Consider the following 16,745-nt stretch of genomic DNA (forward strand, 5'->3'; position numbering starts at 1 on the left):
AAGCAGTCCCTTTCGATCGTCCACACCCGGCGATCACAAGGGACTGCTTTTTCCGTCAAAAAAACGGTCCGGATCAAAAACGATTTCCTCGTCGGCGGCGTCTGCCCCAAGCAGCTTGCGCGCATGCGAAAGCGCCTCTTCTTCCTGGTCGTTTCCGGAGAGCATCCGCGCGATCTCCCGGATCCGCTCTTCCCCCTCGACGCGCGTCACGGTGGAGAGCGTGCCCCGGCGCGTCACGCGGTAATGTCGGTTTGCCAGCGCCGCGATGCTGGCTTCATGGGTGATCAGAATGACCTGGACGCGGTCGGCCAGCTCGCGCAGCTTCAGGCCGGTCAGATAGGCGGCCCGTCCGCCCAGCCCGGCTTCCACTTCGTCGAAAACGACCGTGGGCGGCATCAGTTCATCGGGAAGCGAGATCTGGATGGCCAAAAGGATACGGCTCAGCTCGCCGCCGGAAGCCGCTTTCGCTACCGGAATTTCCTGATCGCCGCGCCGCAGGACGAAATCCACCTTCTCGGCGCCGTTTGCTTTCAGTTTATTCGTTTCGGTGATGCGGATGCGGAACTGCGTGTTCTCCATCGCCACGCCGGCGAGATTCTCGCTGACTCGCTGCTGAAGCGCCAGCGCCGCCGCGGTGCGCTGCTCCAGCAGCGTACGGGCTTCCTTCGCGACGGCTTTCTTGGCGGCCGCGATTTTCTCGTTCAGGTCGGCCTGGATTTTTCCCGATCCGGCCAGCCAGCGCGATTCTTCCTCGCCTTTATGCCAGTATTCCAGCAGTTCCTCGACGGTGTTCACCTTGGCAAGGCGCTTGCTCTTGCGAATCTGACCGAGGGAAGCTTCAAGAGCTTCCAGTTCCGCTTCGAGATTCTCGAGCGCTTCCGAAGAGGCCAGCGCGCCGATCGCTCCCGCAAGGTCTTCGAGAACGGCGATCGCTTTTTGCGACATCTCGCCGAGCGCCTCGCGGTTCTCGCAGGGCACGAGCTCGGAAAGGCCGTTGAGGACGCCCGAAAGCTCGGAGACCAGTCCGCCGCTTTCCTGGTTCTGCAGCATGCGGAAGCGGCCGCGCAGCTCGCGCAGGCGTTTGAGTTCGCGCTCCGTTTCGGCGAAGTCCTCATTCAGCCGTTCTTCGCTGTCGGGCTGCAGACCGGCGCGTTCCAAAAAAGGCGCGATCTCGGCCAGCGCCCCGTACGCCGAGGTGATTCCCTGTTCGCGCTGTTTGTTGCGGCGCAGTTCCCGCTCGCAGTCCAAGACTTTGTAAAATTCCTTTTCGAGCCGGACCTTCGTCTCTTTCAGCCCTTCGCCGCCGCAGGCGTCGAGGATTTTGAGCTGACGGTCGGGGTCGAGCAGCTCGAGCTGGGCGAACTGGCTTTGGATCGTGAGCAGCCGGGGAGCCAGATCCAGGACGGCGTTCAACGGCACCGTCCGCCCCTGGACGGAACACCTGCCGCGCCCGGAGCGCGACAGTTCGCGCCGCAGCGCCAGCGAACAATCCTGAGGCTGCAGCTCCTCGCCGACGCCCTCCAGGCGGTCGGGCTGATAAAAGAACGCCTCCGCGACGGCGATCTCATCTCCGGCGCGAATCGTGCCACTGGAACTGCGCTTTCCACAGACCAGTTCAAGCCCGCGCACCAGACTGCTTTTTCCGGCCCCGCTCTCCCCCGTCACCGCCGTCAATCCGGCGCCGAAGCGCAGCGAAACCTGCCCGATGCCGCCCACGGAAACGAGTTTCAGCTCTTCAAGCACGGCGGGCGCTCCTTTCGGAAACTGGATTCCAGCCCCACAGGAGCTTTTCGTGGAGCAGATCGTAATAGTCGAACTGAGGCAGCGAGATGGTGTTGACGCCGTGATCCCTGGAGAGCCGCACATCGAGACGATCGCGGCTGGAAAAAGGGTAAACGTCGGCGCCGTCCACCGTCAAAAACAGCTCGGAATTTTCCGTCGGGCGCAGCGTCAGGCAGTCGTCCGGCCCCAGCAGCGTGGGGCGCGCATATAACGTGTGCGCGCAAATGGGGACCAGCAGCATGCAGTCCAGCGACGGCGGCACGATCGGCCCGCCCGCGGAAAGCGCATAAGCCGTAGATCCCGTCGGCGTCGAAATGATCACGCCGTCGGCGCGGTATTCGCATATCGGCTTCCCCTGCACCTGCACGTCGAGAGAGACCAGCCGCGCCTGGATCCCCTTGCTGAGCACGAGATCGTTGAGAGCGAAAACGCGCCGTTCTTTCTCCTCCGTCGCCAATACGCCTTCGAGACAACGCCGCCGTTCGATCTTAAAATCGCCCTTTTCGATCTGCTCGATCTGTTCGCGCACGCGCCGCGGATCGCCGACCGCCAGGAAGCCCAGGTGTCCCACGGAGACGCCGAACAGGTTGATGCCGCTGTGCTGCACCAGATGGGCGGCCTGCAGAAAAGTGCCGTCGCCGCCGATCACCAGCGCCGTCTCCACCTCCGCCAGCCAACGGTCGAGAGGGATCCCGCTCTGACGGAGCGCGGCCGCCTCATCGGCAAAGAGCAAAAAGGGATTGTCCCTCTTTCTTCCCCACGCGCACAGCTCCTCAGCCAGCTGGACCGCTTCGGGCTTCGACAAATTAACAATCAGGCCGAATTTCATCGACTGTCCTCCATCGGAAATACACCAGGGATTCCGTTTCACAAAAAGAATTCAATGCGATTATAGCAGATTTCACGAAGCCGACAATTCAAAGGCGGCGATTTCCGCAACAAAACAACAAAAAGGCGCCGAAGGAAACAAGACGCAGTTTCCTCCGACGCCTTAAAAGTTCAGCTCATTCGGCGAGGGCTTCGTGGCTCATGCGCACCAGCTCATGAAAATCCACTGCCACCGAGGCGACGTTTTTTTTCAAATGAAACAGGAATTCGATGTTGCCTTTGGGGCCCTTGATCGCCGACCAGGCCGCCCCCGCGAGTCCCCACGGCGTCTCGCCGCCGATGAACGCCGACAGATCTTCCAGCACGCCGCAATGAACGTCCGCGGAACGGACCACGCCGCCCTCGCCGACTTCCTCGCGGCGGACTTCGAACTGCGGCTTGACCAGCACCACGGCTTCGGCGTCCGCCGACGTCGACGCCGCCAGCGGATTCAACAGCAGGCGCAGCGATATGAACGAGGCGTCGCTGCAGGCAAAATCCGGCGGCGGCGAAAACATCTCCCCCGTCAGGGAACGGGCGTTCCGGCGCTCCATCACCACCACCCGCGGATCGGTGCGCAGGCTCCAGTCCAGCAGTCCGTAGCCGACGTCGACGGCGTAGACTTTCGCCGCGCCATGTTTGAGCATCACCTGAGTGAAACCGCCGGTCGAAGCGCCGACGTCGAGGCACACGCGGCCGTCCAGCTTCAGATGGAAACGCTCGATCGCCGTCAGCAGTTTGTGGGCGCCGCGGCTGACCCAGCCGCCGGAACCGCTTTTCAGGCGCACGACGGCGGCGTCCTTCACCGGCTGTCCGGCGCTGGACGCCGGTTGACCGTCGATCAGGACCTCCCCGGCCATGATCAGCGCGCCGGCCGCCCGAACGGAATCGGCCAGCCCTTCGTCGACCAGGCGCAGGTCAAGTCGTTTTTTAACGCATCTGGCGCTCATAGAACTCCACGATCCTTTCGGGCGTCAGGCCAAGACGCTTGCGTTGCTGCTCCGGCGTGCCCGGCGCGACGAAGGCCGCCGGCAGCGCCGCCGCCCGCACGGCACACTGCAGACCGCGCTCTGCGCAGAACAAAGACAGGTGCTCGCCCAGCCCGCCGCGCTCATACGCTTCTTCGGCCGTGACGAGGAGTTTTTTTCCGTCCAGCCGCGCCAGCGCCTCTTCCGGCAGCGGAGAAACGCGGTTCAGATAAAGCAGGTCGGGCGCTTCGCCGCCGCGTTCGTCAACCAGTTCGGCCGCCCGGCGAGCGATCTGGCAGGCCGATCCGGCCGCAGCGACGCACCATGAGCTGTTTCGATTCACGAAGGCGAAATCTGCCGTCTCGAAAGCGTCGGCCGGCGTCAGCCGTTCCACGGCGCTGCCGCGCGGATAGCGGATCAGCGACGGGCCTTCGCAGCGCGCCGCGCTCTCGAAGGCGGCCTTCAGCGAACGGCCGTCGTAAGGCGCCCAGACTTTCAGATTGGGGATGGCGCTGGCCCAGTTCATGTCGAACAGTCCCTGATGCGTCTCGCCGTCCTCGCCCACCAGTCCGGCGCGGTCCACGGCCAGGATCACCGGCAGACGCTGCAGACAGATGTCGTGCACCAGCTGGTCCATCGCCCGCTGCAAAAACGTCGAATAGATGCAGGCGATCGGCCTGAGGCCGCCGGCCGCCTGTCCCGCGGCGAACGTGAGCATATGTTCTTCGGCGATGCCCACGTCGAAAAAACGCCGCGGGAAAACGGCGCGGAGACGATTCAGCGCGCATCCTTCCGTCATGGCCGGGGTCAGGATCGTGACGCGGGGGTCTTTTTCCGCCAGATCTTCGATGCACGCAGCCGCCGCCCTGCTCCAGCTCGCCGAACTCGCGGGAGCTTTCCGCGCGGCGGCGACGCCGTGATAGGCGACGGGATTTTCTTCGGCCGGCGCGTACCCTTTGCCTTTTTCCGTGAGCACGTGGATCAGCAGGGGACCGTCGTAATTTTTCGCCAAAGCGAAGACGCGCTCGAGTTCCTGTTCGTCGTGTCCGTCAAACGGGCCCCAGTACGTCAGCCCCATGTCGCTGAAAAGGTTGCCGCGGCTCAGCGCTTTTTTGACGGCGTTCTTCATCCGCTCCAAACGCCGGTAGACCCGGTCGGTGCGGAACGCCTTTCGGCAAAAGCTCTTCACGACGTTTTTCGTGCCCTTGTACAGCGCGGAAGTGGACAGCCTCGCCAGATGCAGCGCCATGCCGCCCACGCGCGGGCTGATCGACATGGCGTTGTCGTTGAGGATGAAGATCACGGGATTGTCGAGGGAACCGGCGTGATTCAACGCTTCGAAGGACTCGCCGTTGATCAGCGCGCCGTCGCCGACGACGGCGACGACGTGATGCTTTTCGCCGCGCAGGTCGCGCGCGACCGCGTATCCCAGGGCCGCCGAGAGCGAGGTGCTGCTGTGTCCGACGCCGAAGTGGTCGTACGGGCTTTCGCTCATTTTCGGAAAGCCGCTGATGCCGCCCTCCGTCCGCAACGTCTCGAAACGGGCGTTGCGCCCCGTCAGGATCTTCCACGCATAGGCCTGGTGCCCCACGTCGAACACGACGCGGTCGCGCCGCGGATCGAAGACCCGCAGCAGCGCCACGATCAGTTCCACGGCTCCCAGAGAAGAAGCCAGATGGCCGCCGTTTTTCAGCGTGACGTCGACGATGCGGGAACGAACTTCGCCGATCAGTCCGGGAAGCTCCTTCTCGGGGAGCTTTTTTACGTCTTCCGGTCCCTTGATGTCGTCCAGCAGCGCCATGTCAATTCGACCTGTGCTCCAGATAGGCGGCCAGACTCCGCAGGAACGCGCCCTTTTCCCCGAACGGCTCCAGCTGCCTTTCGGCGTCCAGCGTCCTCTCATGAAGCAGCGCGCGGGCACCGTCGAGACCGTAGGCGCGCACGAACGTGCGTTTGCCCTGCGCTTCGTCTTTGCCGAGCGTCTTTCCCATCGCAGCCTGCGAACCGGTGCAGTCGAGGAGGTCGTCGGCGATCTGAAACGCCAGCCCGACGTTCTCTCCATACTTCATGAGCCGCTGCAAAAGCGCGCCGTCCGCCCCCGCCAAGATGGCGCCTGCGCACAACGAGGCGCGGATCAGCACCATCGTCTTCATCGAAGCGATGTCCATGACAAAACTCTGGTCGTTTGTCTGGCTGGCGCGATCCGTGTCGAGCACCTGGCCGCCGCAGATCCCTTCCGGGCCGAGCGCCTGCGCGAAAAGAGCGAGAGCCCGGACGCAGCGCTGCGGTTCGGCGCCGTTTTTCGACAGACCGTCGAGCGCGGTCTCGAACGCGTCAAGAAACAGCGCGTCACCGGCCAGCAGCGCCAGGGATTCGCCGTAAACGACATGGTTCGTCGGCTTGCCGCGGCGCAGCGTGTCGTTGTCCATGCAGGGCAGGTCGTCGTGAATCAAGGACGCGGTGTGCGCCATCTCGAACGCCGTCGCCATCGGCACAACGCTTTCGGCTTTTCCTCCCATGATCTCCGCTCCGGCCATGCACAAAACCGGGCGCAGGCGCTTGCCGCCCGCCAACAGAGAATAATTCATGGCCTCGCGCAGCCGCGCCGGAATGCGACGACGCTCCTCTTCGCAAAAAGTCCGCAGCGACCTTTCGAAAAAAGCCGAGCGGCGGCTCAGTTCTTCTTTAAAGTCCATTTTCGTCTTCTTCCTGCCGGTCAAAGTCGCTCAACGTCCCGTCGTCCTCCAGCTTCTTGACCTTCCCCTCCGCTTCGGCAAGGAACCGGCGGCACTCGGCCACGAGCTTCTGCCCTTCTTCATAGAGCGCCAGCGTTTGCTCAAGCGGCATCGCCGTACGCTCCATGTTTTTCAAGATTTCTTCAAGGCGTCCGATTTTTGCTGAATAGTCCATCTTCACGACTCCAATCAAAGCTCCCCGCAGAGAGAGAGAATGTTCTTCTTAAAAAAATATCCAGACCTCTGAAACCATTTGCCTTAATGGCCGTACCTGTGTTAAAATTCACTGGTTGTTACTGAACACTACACAAAGGAGGCTGCTTTAAATGTCCCAGGTATGTGACTGCTGTGGTCGCGGTCCTGCGACGGGAAATCAGCTGAGCCACTCTCATCGCAGAACTCGCAGACGCTGGCTGCTCAACCTTTTCTCCGTCCGCGTGGACCTTGGCGGCGGCGAAGCGAAGAGAATGCGCATCTGCTCCCGTTGCCTTCGTTCCGGAAAAGTCAAGAGAGCGCTCTAATCAAAACGGACAAGCCGCCGTTCCTTGTGCTGCCAATGATTTCAGCCGGAACTTTTCCGGTAGAACGGACACGCCGAGAGGCCCGAAAGGGGCCTCTTTTTTTATCCCCGGCTCCTGCCATGGCGGTGAAAAAGTCTGCGCCCGATGGGCGCAAACTTTTTCACCGTCATTTTTTTCTATTCGCCGCGGAGCTGCTCGAGAATCTCCAAAGCTTCCGCCTCGTCCACCAAGATTTCCCGGGGCTTGCCGCCATGCTGCGGTCCGACGATGCCCATGGACTCCATCGTATCGACCATGCGGGCGGCGCGGGTAAAACCGACGCGCATCTGGCGCTGCAGACCGCTCGACGAAGCCACGCCGGTGCTGAGCACGATCTTGATGGCTTCCTCAAGGCGGCTGTCTTCAAGAAAGTCGGAAGAAGTCCCGCCCTTTTCGTCACTTGCCTCTTCCAGATCGACGTATTCGGGATCGCCGAAAGTGTTGCGCAGATATTCGACCACCCTGATGTTCGTCTGTTCGTCCAGGAACGGCGACTGGATCCGCAGCGGATGCGGCGTCTTGGTGCTGACAAAGAGCATGTCGCCCTTGCCCAGCAGATTCTGCGCGCCGGACTTGTCCAGAATGGTTTTCGAGTCGACCGCCGACGGCAGCGCGAAAGACACTCGCGCCGGGATGTTCGCCTTGATAGTTCCGGTCAGCACGTTGACGGAGGGGCGCTGCGTCGCCAGCATCAGATGGATTCCGGAGGCGCGCGCTTTCTGCGCCAGACTCATGATGCAGTCTTCCACTTCTTTCTGAGCCGTCATCATCAGATCGGCCAGCTCGTCCACGATAATCACGATATGAGGCAGACGATCCTTGGGAAGAACTTTACTGTTGTACGAAAAGATATCCTTGACCTTTGCCTGATAGCAGACGTCGTAGCGCCGCTCCATCTCGCGCACGGCCCAGGCCAGAGCGTGCACGGCCCCCGTCGCCGAGACGATGGGTTTGGCGAGAATATGCGGCAGCGACTCGTAGATGCCCATCTCGACCCGCTTCGGATCGACCATGATGAAGCGCAGCTCCGCGGGCGTGTTGTGATAGCACAGAGAGACGATGCAGTTATTGACGAAAATGCTCTTGCCCGACCCCGTCGTTCCGGCGATCAGCAGATGCGGCAGGTCTTCCAAACCGGAGATGAGGATGCGCCCGTCCACCGTCTGCCCCAGCGGCAGCGGCAGCTTGAGTTTCGTTTTCTGGAAAACTTCGCTTTCCAGAATCTGGCGCAGCGGCACGGAACGGCGATTGACGTTCGGCAGTTCGATGCCCACATACGAGGTGCCGATGATCGGCGCTTCCACTCGGATCGAGGAGACGCCCAGCGCCACGGCAATGTCGTTGCCGAGAGCCATCACCTTGCTGACCTTGATGCCCGGAGCCAATTGGATCTGATACTGCACGACCGTCGGGCCGATGATCGTGCGCTTCAGTTCCGCGGAAACGCCGAAATCGGCAAGAGACAAGATCACTTTCTGTCCGTTTTCCTGCGCCTGCTGATCGTCGATGACCTCTTTGATGTCCCGATGCGGTCCGAGCAGATCGAGCGGCGGCGGGAAACTTCCCGCGGGAATCGGGCGTCCCGCGCAGAACTGAACGTTCTCCGTCCCGACCAGATCTCCCGACGGTTCCACTTCCACGGAAGGCTTTTTGCTGATCGGCACGGAACCGGCCGCTGCAAAGGCGCTTTCCGCTTCGCCAGCGCTTCCGGATTCCCCGGAAGTGACGGCGGCGGACGCTCTTTCGCCATTCGTATCGGAAAGTTCATCTTCCCGCGCCTCCGCCGCTTCATGGCCATAGCGGTCGGACTGGGGCGCGTTGGCAAAATAATCGCCGTAATCTTCGCTTTCGGCGTTCTCTCCCTGCTCGTCGGCGTATTGCTCGGCATACTCGTCGATGATCTCGCCGTTTTCGCGTTCCTTCCTGCCGTGACCGAACAGCGCCTTCACGGCAGCGCCCAGCGAGCCCCAGAAGCCTGTTTTTCCGGCGCCGCCGCTTTGGGGCGGGCTTTCCGTTTCAGAAACGGCGGCCTCGGCAGCCTCGGCTTCTTCGCTGGGCAACGCCTCTTCGGGGATACTTTCTTCCGGTCGCGCCGTTTCGGCCTCACCCTGCACCGCCGGCGCGGCTTCCCCCTCGGCCTGCGCAGAAGCGGGGGCCTGGGACGCTTTTTCGCGGCGCCAGCGCGGCATGTGAACGAACGACAAACGCTCGCGGAGCCAGGCAACACGAGCAGCGTTGAGATGTCCATAATTGAATGCCGCCAGTCCGACAAGACACAGCCCCGTCAGCATTGTCCCGATCACGCCGATAAAACGGGGCAGCACCTGAGAAGAGACGTTCCCCAGAATACCGGGACTGAGAAGTCCGATATTTTCGCCCGCTCCGATGCGCCGAAGCATTCCCAGGAACAGAGTGACGGCGCCGTAAAGACAAAACGTCCCCATCCACTGGCTGAAGACGGAATGAACCTGACGGTACAGCAAAGAACAAAAAAGGCCGTAGAAAAAATGCAACAGCAGCAGCACAAGACCGCCGCCCGCCAGCCGCAGCAGGCAGCTCGCCATGTCCTTACCCAGCACGCCGGCGCCTTTGGTGAACAACGAGGCCGTGACATACAGCAGGATCGCCGCCAGAAAAATCTGACACAGACGGAACAGCGCGCCGAATTCAAAACCGCGCTTGGCCATCCTGCCACGTGCAGACTGAGTTTTTGTGGCGCGCCGACGCGATTTAAAGCGATTTTTCGAACTCATCTATCAGCGGCCGTCCCTCCGACGACAAGCCCATCGATCAGCAACGATGGCTGTCCGTCTGTGACAGGGAGGCTTTGTCCCTCCTTTTCGCACATTCCCGGCTCCATGTGGAGCCTTTTGCCGACGGCGCGGATCCCCATCAGCGCGTCGATGCCGCGGCCGATCAGCGAAGCGCCCTTGACCGGGCGCGTTATTTTCCCGTCTTCGATCAGAGAGCCCTGCGTGACGTCGAAAACGAATTCCCCCGTCGTCGTGTTGACTTCGCCGCCGCCCATGCGGCAGACGAAGATCCCACGGGGAACGCTCTGGATCATCTCGCCCTGCTCGCGGGTCCCTTCGGCCACAAAGGTGTTGCTCATACGCGGCATCGGCAGGCCGGCATAGGACGAGCGCCGCCCGTTGCCGGTCAGGGGCAGGCCATACAAGCGCGCACATCGTTTGTCCGTCAGGTAGTTTTTCAGAATTCCCCGCTCGATAAGGACCGTCCGCCGGGAGGGCGTCCCTTCGTCGTCGCAGGCAAAAGAACCGTAGAGTCCGGGGATCGACGCGTCGTCAACGACCGTCACGTCCTCCGCCGCGACCTGTCTGCCGATTTTTCCCGCAAAGGACGACTGTTCCTCGAACGCGAGATCGGCTTCCATTCCATGCCCGCAGGCCTCATGGACAATGGTGCCGCCGGCTTCGTCGGATAAAAGCACCGGCATGGCGCCCGTCGGACACTCCACCGCTTCAAGGTTGAGCAAAGCCTCCCGAAGAGCTCTGCGAGCCACGTTGTTCGCGGAAAGCTCTCGAAAGAACTCACGGGCGTCTCCGGACAGGGAAAAAGCGTCATAGCCGCTTTCCAGACGTCCATTGCGTTCCACGATCACCTCGGCGGCAAAAGAACAATGTTCCACTTCCCCGGCACGGCTTCCTTCCGGTGAAACGACGACGTACCGGCGCGCGTTTGCGGAACAGGACAGCGTGATCTGCCTGATCCAGCCGCACTCTGCCCGCAGGCACCGGTCAGTTTCACCGAAAAAATCCACGTTCTCCGGAAAGAACGCCTGCACGCGGTCAATCGGAAAATTCATTGCGGGAACTTTCCCGCTTTTGACCGAAGCGATGCGGGCCGCCTCTGCAAGAGCCCGCGCCGCGCCGCCGCGTTCGACGCCGGAAACCACGGCAAAAGCCGAACTCCTGCCTTTCAGCAAACGGGCGGAACAGCCAGCGGACGAAGAGCTGGAAACCTCTTCGACTTTTCCGTCACTGTAGGACAAACTGCGCGACGCGGAGCGCTGAAAGTACAGATCGCCCCCATCAATACCGGGCAGAGCGCTCAAAAACTGCCTGCAGTCCTCCAAAGCGGCCATTAATATTTTTTCTTCCCCTGCAGCCGCCGCGCCGGCGAGGGAATGAGCCAGGGACGCCGGACTCCCTTCACGAACGCGGGGGCGCGCAGCTTCGCCGTACAAGCGCCGCTGTACAGCGCGACCCAGCCGATGCCGGGGACGACCAGATCTTCTTCGGGGCGGATCCGGAACTCTTCTTCACGCCAGCTCTGCGTCCGCAGTTTCGCCGCGCACTTGCGGCACGGCGGCACCAGCAATTCGCCGACATGATCCTTCATCAGGCCGTCGATGCGTTCTTCGCGGGTGCGATGGATCGTGACGCTGTCAGGAGCGAAAATCCCCAAGCGGACCCAGCCGCGCTCGCCCGCATCCGCAACTGTAAGCTGCGCCAAGCCGCCCCAAAAAACGGTTTGACCGGTTTTCAGCACCTCGATGCTGCTCTGAAAAACTTTTTTCGGCGAAAGAGCGGCAAGGCAATCAGGACAGAGCACGGGAACGAAGGGATCCTCCCCCTTCAAGCCGGGAGCGTCCACCAGAACGGGACCGTTCGCCATCCGGTATTCCGTCAGTCCCACGGTCGTGCCGGGCAGACGGGACACCGTCGGCACTTCATTCTTCAAAAGCGCGCCGAGGAGCGTGCTCTTGCCGACATTGGCGGCGCCGGCAAAAAGGAGCCGGTCGTCGGCGTCGAACGTCTCCTCGATGTGCCGTCGCAGTTCGGCCATATCGCCGCGGTTCTGCGCCGAGACCAGGAGAATCTGTTCCTGACGGACGCCCGTGCGTTCCGACAGCCACTGCAGCACGTCTTTGCGGGTCGTCCACGGTTCGAGCAGGTCGATTTTGTTGGCGATAACAAAGACAGGCTTTTTCATGCTTTCCGCCCAGTCGAGATCGGGCAGGGAAATCTCCGGACGACTCACGTCAAGGACAAGAAACAGGGCGGCGGCGCCCAGCGCGCGGGCCCTGATATCCTTTTGGATCCCCGGGTCAGCGAGCAGCGCCTTGCGATAAACGCCGTAATGCTTCATTTGAAAGCAGCGTTTGCAAAGCACGCCTTCGTCGGGATTCTTGCCCGGCACAAGATAGCCGGGGAGATTCTCGTCAACGCTCTGAAAAACGGCTCCGCAGCCGGGACAACGTTTCTTTTCTTCCATCGGAAGCGTCTCCTTCTTCTGTTCCCACGAATTTATTTGCTTTTGCGATAGAGCAACACGTTCTTCTGGTGTTCGGCTTCTGTTTTGGCAAAACGATGGCTTCCGTCGCCGCGGGCCACATAGTAGAGAAAATCGTTCTTCTCAGGTGCCAACGCGCTTTCCCAGGCTTGGGGCGAAGGAACGCAGACAGGAAGCGGCGGGAGCCCCGCGCTCTTATAGGTATTGTACGGCGAATCCACTTCGAGATGCTTGAACAGCACGCGCTTCAGCGTTTCGCCTTTCTGAAGATACCACGCGTAGACGACGCTGGCATCGATCTGCAGCAGCATGTTCTGAGCCAGCCGGTTCTCGATGACTCCGGCGATCACAGGGTATTCGCTGTCGATCTGCGCTTCGCGCTGCAGCAGAGAGGCGATCACCGCCGTCCGCAAAGCGTTGTCCTTATCGTTCAGAAGCGCGCCGAAACGGGCATACCACGCCGCCGACGCCTGTCTGACAAGCTCCGGCAGAGATGCCTCCGTCAGGGAATAGGTCTCGGGCAAAAGGAACGCGGCGCGTCCTTCGGCGGCGTCGGGCAAAATGCGGCGCATGGCCGCGGGGAAGTTGTCGAGGTCATTCAGGGCCGCTTTCTGCGCTTCGTCGCTCCCCAGCGAAAAAGGCTTTTGCGGCAGCGCGCCGGGAACGATGATCGCGCTGAAGTACGAAGGCGCGCTGCTGCTCAGCTGTTCAGCGACATACCAGGAAGGGCCGGAAGATATGTGATACCCCCCGGCGCGAAGCGAACGATCGGCGCCTTTCCTGCCGAGCCAGTACAGCAGATTGCGGCGGTCGGCAACGAGGTCCTCTTCGGCGATCCTTTGTGCGAAGTGGCGCAGAGATTCTCCCTCTTTCAGGAAGAGCTGAGCCGTCTTTTCGTTCTTATGGAACGGCATGACGAAGACGTCTTTCCACTGCGAAGGCTTCCAGCGATACACGGCGGCGGCGCCGACAAAAGCGAGCGCAAGGACTGCAAGGATTTTTTTCATCGCGGCGCCTGCCTTTATACGATCATCATGGCGTCCCCGAACGAAAAGAAGCGATATCGTTCCTTCACCGCTTCGGCGTACGCTTTCATGGTCAGGTCATAGCCCGCAAAGGCCGCAACCAGCATCACCAACGTGCTCTTGGGAAGATGAAAATTCGTGATCAGCGCGTCCACGACCTTGTATTCGAACCCAGGATAGATGAACAGCTCCGTTTCCAGCACGCCCGGATGAAGCCCCCCAGAGGCGGCGGCCATGCCTTCGAGCGTCCTCACCACGGTCGTGCCGAGGGCGACGACGCGCCCGCCGTTCTTCTTGGCCATGACGATCTTGTCATAGGCATCCTGCGGGATCACGCAGTGTTCGGCATGCATATGATGCCTTCGAATATCCTCCGTTTTGACGGGGCGGAACGTTCCCAGCCCGACTTCGAGCGTAATGTCGGCGATCGTCACGCCGCGCTTGGCGACTTTCCGAAGCAGCTCTCGAGTAAAATGGAGGCCGGCCGTCGGCGCCGCCGCAGAACGGGGATCCTTCGCATAAACGGTCTGATAATCCTCGGGGCGCGACGAGCGCTCATGAATATAAGGGGGCAGCGGCATCGAGCCGTTTGCCTCGGCCAGAGCGCGCACATCGCAGTCGGCGGGGAAAACGACGCGGCGCACGCCGTCTTCGCTTTTGACGGCGTCGATTGTGACCACGACGTCGCCGTCAAGGCGCACCCGCGATCCCTCGGGCAGCTTGCGGCCGGGGCGAACCAGAGCCTCCCAGCATTTTTCGCCGTCGTCCTCCGGACGCAGCAGAAGGACCTCCACCTGGGCGCTGCCGTTGACCTTCACGCCTCCGACGCGCGCGGCCATAACGCGCGTGTCGTTGCGCACAAGGACATCGCCGGGGCGAAGCCATTGGAGAACATCGTGGAAATGCTGGTGAAACAGCTTCCCGTCCGCGCGGCGTACGGTCAGAAGGCGGCAACGGTCGCGGGGGTCCGCCGGTTTTTGCGCGATCAGCTCGGGCGGAAGTTCATAATCATAGGTATTGATGTCGAAAAAGTCCCTCTGCGTCATTGACAAAAAGTCACTCCTGTAAAGGTTTGCCGTACGTTATCTCTTCATCTCTTTTGGATTGCCGTGCCGGGATAATAAAACTCAAGTATTTTTTCCGCCGACCAGCCTCGATCCGCCATGGCCTTGGCTCCCCACTGCGAGAGGCCGACGCCGTGCCCCCAGCCGCGCCCATACAATGTGACGCTGCCGCCGGCGAGGCTGGCGGAAACTGCCGTCCGGGCCGGATTCGGAATGCGCTTCGCCGTCTCCGCCGGCTGTTCGAGCGGTTCTCGTTTCCGCTCCATTGCCGGCGCCTCAACGCCTAAAGCTTTATACAGGTAATTCCGGCGCCGCTCGGGATAGAGGATCATGTCCAGGCGTTCGTCGACGTTGAATTTCTTTTGCTCGATCAGCGCCTTGAGCTGCGCGTCTTCAGCCGTCGTCAGAGGCGTTGGGTCAAAGGCGATTTTTCTCGCGGTCCGGGGCGCTTCGCGACGCTGAACGGGATCGGGCACGTCGGTCGCACGCGGGCCTTCGGGAGAAAACTCAAAGAACGTGCTACGCACTTTTTTCGCGCCGATCAGGGTGCGAAAAGCCGCGCTGCTGAGCACGGAGCTTCCCGCAGAACCCGTAAATCTCAGCGCCGCCGCGCGCCCGGCAGCGTCCCGCCGCTCGATGGCGATCTGCGACACCGTTCCCACGCTTTTGCCTTTTTTGGCGAGAGCGTTCTGGATCTCGCCCGCCGACAGAGAGGCCTCCCAGCGAGCCTTGGGAGATCCGGAGGGAAAGGGTTCTTTGCGAACGACCAGATAGGGGACGCGTTTGCCCCACACGTCGCCGACATCAGCGGTGGCGCCGCCGCTGTCGGAACAGAAAAAGGTGTGCGCCAAATCGCCCCTGTACGTCAAAACTTGGCCGCGGGTCTGCGCGATCGCGCGGTCCGTCGAAGCGTGGAGCACGTTCGTGCCTCGATAGACCTGACAATGATCGGTCGTGCAGACGTCATAACCGCTGGCTTCGTGACGTCCCATCTGCGCCAGCGCGTAGGTCCTGGAGATTACCGCCTGCGCCTTGAGGACTTCCATGGCCCATTGCGGATTGATCTCGTAGCCGAGGACGCCGCGAAGGTATTTTTCAACGTCAAGACGGTTGATCACCGTGACCTGCCCGCCGCGGGCCCGCAGCACCAGCTCGCCTTCATAGCTGACTTTGCCGCAGCGGATCTGATGCGGCGAGCTCACGATCACAGGAGAAGCATAACTTTTTCCCTGAATGACGACGTTCGATCCGCGCGCGTGAGCGCTGAAACTCGCCGGCAACGAAAAGCGGCGGCCGCCGCCATCCCTGCCGCTCAAGCTGCGTCCGGAAATCGGCGCGGAAGGCGCGGTCATGAGCCCCACGCGAATCCAGCGCGCCTGAGCCTCAGCCGAAAGGCACAGGCACAGCGAGAAAAAAAACACGGCGAGAGCGATCTTTTTACAGCAGTTCCAGTTGATCCGGCGCCGCCTGAGGCGGCGTCTTGCCAAGATAACGGTACGCATTTTCCGTTGCTTTCCTCCCTCGAGGGGTGCGTTCGATCATGCCCTTTTGAATCAGATAGGGCTCGTAGATGTCTTCGATCGTCTGAGGTTCTTCGTTCAGCGCGGCGGCAAGGGTCGAAAGCCCCACGGGACCGCCGTCGAAAAGGCTGACGATGGCGTCGAGTATTTTGCGGTCGCCGTCGTCCAGCCCCAGTCCGTCAAGGCCGAGCGTATCCATCGCCCGCGCCGCCAGAGCGGCTTCGACGGTCGGCACGCCGGCCACCTCGGCGAAGTCGCGGACGCGGCGTAGCAGCCTCAGGGCGATCCGCGGCGTCCCGCGCGAACGGCTGGCGATCGCGCGGCAGGCGTCGGGCTCCACTTTCATGTTCATCACGCCCGCGCCGCGGTCGAGAATGACGCACAGTTCCTCCGCCGTATAGAGCCGCAGCTGCTCGACGATGCCAAACCGCGCGCGCAGCGGCGCGCTGAGCAGCCCCAGGCGGGTCGTGGCCCCCACCAGCGTGAAGTGCGGCAGGTTCAGGCAGATGCTGCGCGCCAGAGGCCCCTTGCCGACGATGATGTGCAGCGTGAAGTCCTCCATGGCGGAGTACAGCACTTCTTCGATCGTCGTGGACATGCGGTGGATCTCGTCGATGAACAGCACGTCGTGATCCTGAAGGTTCGAGAGGATCGCCGCGAGATCGCCGGGCTTCTCCAGCGCCGGCCCCGTCGTCACTCGCAGCTCGCTGTCCATTTCATGGGCGATGATGCCGGCCAGGGTCGTCTTTCCCAAGCCGGGAGGCCCGTAAAAGAGGACGTGGTCCAGCGCTTCTTCGCGCTTCTTCGCGGCCTGGATATAGACTTCCAGCTTGGATTTTATCTCCGTCTGGCCGTTGAAATCGGATAACTGGAGGGGGCGAAGGCCCCTCTCGTCTTCCCGCTCTTTGAGCTCTTCGAGCGGGGGCAGATCGAAACCGCGATGAATGTTTTCTTTGTCCAAAACGCAT

14 protein-coding genes are annotated in these 16,745 nt (G+C 61.7%); 1 reads left to right on the plus strand and 13 read right to left on the minus strand.

Annotation, left to right across the window (positions count from 1 at the left end; translation table 11 throughout):
• Positions 1–33: 33 nt before the first annotated feature.
• The 6 genes from RAH42_RS06480 to xseB form a co-directional block, all read right to left on the minus strand.
• A complete protein-coding gene (locus RAH42_RS06480; RefSeq protein ID WP_317540226.1) occupies positions 34–1,743 on the minus strand; it encodes an AAA family ATPase in 1,710 nt (569 codons plus the stop codon).
• Positions 1,736–2,611 (minus strand): NAD(+)/NADH kinase, encoded by an 876-nt coding sequence (locus RAH42_RS06485; protein WP_317540227.1) that lies wholly within the window; start codon positions 2,609–2,611, stop codon positions 1,736–1,738. Before RAH42_RS06485 ends, RAH42_RS06480 begins: the two co-directional genes overlap by 8 nt.
• 175 nt (positions 2,612–2,786) lie before the next feature.
• Complete coding sequence (locus tag RAH42_RS06490) at positions 2,787–3,599, minus strand: TlyA family RNA methyltransferase (RefSeq protein WP_317540228.1); 813 nt, start codon at positions 3,597–3,599, stop codon at positions 2,787–2,789.
• The gene (gene dxs / locus RAH42_RS06495) at positions 3,580–5,418 is read right to left on the minus strand and encodes a 1-deoxy-D-xylulose-5-phosphate synthase (protein ID WP_317540229.1); all 1,839 of its coding nucleotides are present in this window, start codon (positions 5,416–5,418) and stop codon (positions 3,580–3,582) included. The genes RAH42_RS06490 and dxs overlap by 20 nt, the downstream gene beginning before the upstream one ends.
• 1 nt (position 5,419) lies before the next feature.
• Entirely contained in the window at positions 5,420–6,313 is an 894-nt protein-coding gene (locus tag RAH42_RS06500) for a farnesyl diphosphate synthase (RefSeq protein ID WP_317540230.1), read from the minus strand.
• Positions 6,303–6,527: an exodeoxyribonuclease VII small subunit gene (gene xseB, locus RAH42_RS06505; RefSeq protein WP_078016806.1), complete on the minus strand. Its 225-nt coding sequence runs from the start codon at positions 6,525–6,527 to the stop codon at positions 6,303–6,305. The genes RAH42_RS06500 and xseB overlap by 11 nt, the downstream gene beginning before the upstream one ends.
• A gap of 151 nt (positions 6,528–6,678) precedes the next feature.
• Here xseB and rpmB point away from each other — a divergent pair, with 151 nt between their 5' ends.
• Entirely contained in the window at positions 6,679–6,873 is a 195-nt protein-coding gene (gene rpmB, locus RAH42_RS06510; RefSeq protein ID WP_040550057.1) for a 50S ribosomal protein L28, read from the plus strand.
• A 176-nt stretch (positions 6,874–7,049) separates the two neighbouring features.
• On the opposite strand, the gene RAH42_RS06515 is transcribed toward rpmB, so the two are convergent.
• From RAH42_RS06515 to ruvB, 7 genes are all read right to left on the minus strand, one after another.
• Positions 7,050–9,599: a DNA translocase FtsK gene (locus RAH42_RS06515; protein ID WP_317540231.1), complete on the minus strand. Its 2,550-nt coding sequence runs from the start codon at positions 9,597–9,599 to the stop codon at positions 7,050–7,052.
• A gap of 62 nt (positions 9,600–9,661) precedes the next feature.
• Positions 9,662–11,017 carry a TldD/PmbA family protein gene (locus RAH42_RS06520; protein ID WP_078016808.1) on the minus strand — a complete coding sequence of 452 codons (1,356 nt, stop codon included), beginning with the start codon at positions 11,015–11,017 and terminating at the stop codon, positions 9,662–9,664.
• Positions 11,017–12,150 (minus strand): GTPase, encoded by a 1,134-nt coding sequence (locus RAH42_RS06525; RefSeq protein ID WP_317539073.1) that lies wholly within the window; start codon positions 12,148–12,150, stop codon positions 11,017–11,019. Before RAH42_RS06525 ends, RAH42_RS06520 begins: the two co-directional genes overlap by 1 nt.
• 32 nt (positions 12,151–12,182) lie before the next feature.
• The gene (gene mltG / locus RAH42_RS06530) at positions 12,183–13,175 is read right to left on the minus strand and encodes an endolytic transglycosylase MltG (RefSeq protein ID WP_317539074.1); all 993 of its coding nucleotides are present in this window, start codon (positions 13,173–13,175) and stop codon (positions 12,183–12,185) included.
• 14 nt (positions 13,176–13,189) lie between these two features.
• The gene (gene queA / locus RAH42_RS06535; protein ID WP_317539075.1) at positions 13,190–14,239 is read right to left on the minus strand and encodes a tRNA preQ1(34) S-adenosylmethionine ribosyltransferase-isomerase QueA; all 1,050 of its coding nucleotides are present in this window, start codon (positions 14,237–14,239) and stop codon (positions 13,190–13,192) included.
• 44 nt (positions 14,240–14,283) lie between these two features.
• Positions 14,284–15,759, minus strand: coding sequence for a SpoIID/LytB domain-containing protein (locus tag RAH42_RS06540; RefSeq protein WP_317539076.1), 1,476 nt, complete (start codon positions 15,757–15,759; stop codon positions 14,284–14,286).
• Positions 15,695–16,738: a Holliday junction branch migration DNA helicase RuvB gene (gene ruvB / locus RAH42_RS06545; protein WP_120372001.1), complete on the minus strand. Its 1,044-nt coding sequence runs from the start codon at positions 16,736–16,738 to the stop codon at positions 15,695–15,697. Before ruvB ends, RAH42_RS06540 begins: the two co-directional genes overlap by 65 nt.
• Between the last annotated feature and the right edge of the window lie 7 nt (positions 16,739–16,745).

This window comes from Pyramidobacter sp. YE332 (assembly GCF_033060595.1).
GTDB lineage: Bacteria > Synergistota > Synergistia > Synergistales > Dethiosulfovibrionaceae > Pyramidobacter.

Excerpts from the sequence above, each read along its gene's own strand:
- rpmB (WP_040550057.1), top strand. The coding sequence starts at position 6,679 with ATGTCCCAGGTATGTGACTGCTGTGGTCGCGGTCCTGCGACGGGAAAT.
- RAH42_RS06525 (WP_317539073.1), bottom strand. The coding sequence starts at position 12,150 with ATGGAAGAAAAGAAACGTTGTCCCGGCTGCGGAGCCGTTTTTCAGAGC.
- dxs (WP_317540229.1), bottom strand. The coding sequence starts at position 5,418 with ATGGCGCTGCTGGACGACATCAAGGGACCGGAAGACGTAAAAAAGCTC.
- RAH42_RS06515 (WP_317540231.1), bottom strand. The coding sequence starts at position 9,599 with ATGGCCAAGCGCGGTTTTGAATTCGGCGCGCTGTTCCGTCTGTGTCAG.
- RAH42_RS06520 (WP_078016808.1), bottom strand. The coding sequence starts at position 11,017 with ATGGCCGCTTTGGAGGACTGCAGGCAGTTTTTGAGCGCTCTGCCCGGT.
- RAH42_RS06485 (WP_317540227.1), bottom strand. The coding sequence starts at position 2,611 with ATGAAATTCGGCCTGATTGTTAATTTGTCGAAGCCCGAAGCGGTCCAG.
- RAH42_RS06500 (WP_317540230.1), bottom strand. The coding sequence starts at position 6,313 with ATGGACTTTAAAGAAGAACTGAGCCGCCGCTCGGCTTTTTTCGAAAGG.
- RAH42_RS06540 (WP_317539076.1), bottom strand. The coding sequence starts at position 15,759 with ATGCGTACCGTTATCTTGGCAAGACGCCGCCTCAGGCGGCGCCGGATC.
- queA (WP_317539075.1), bottom strand. The coding sequence starts at position 14,239 with ATGACGCAGAGGGACTTTTTCGACATCAATACCTATGATTATGAACTT.
- mltG (WP_317539074.1), bottom strand. The coding sequence starts at position 13,175 with ATGAAAAAAATCCTTGCAGTCCTTGCGCTCGCTTTTGTCGGCGCCGCC.
- xseB (WP_078016806.1), bottom strand. The coding sequence starts at position 6,527 with ATGGACTATTCAGCAAAAATCGGACGCCTTGAAGAAATCTTGAAAAAC.
- RAH42_RS06490 (WP_317540228.1), bottom strand. The coding sequence starts at position 3,599 with ATGAGCGCCAGATGCGTTAAAAAACGACTTGACCTGCGCCTGGTCGAC.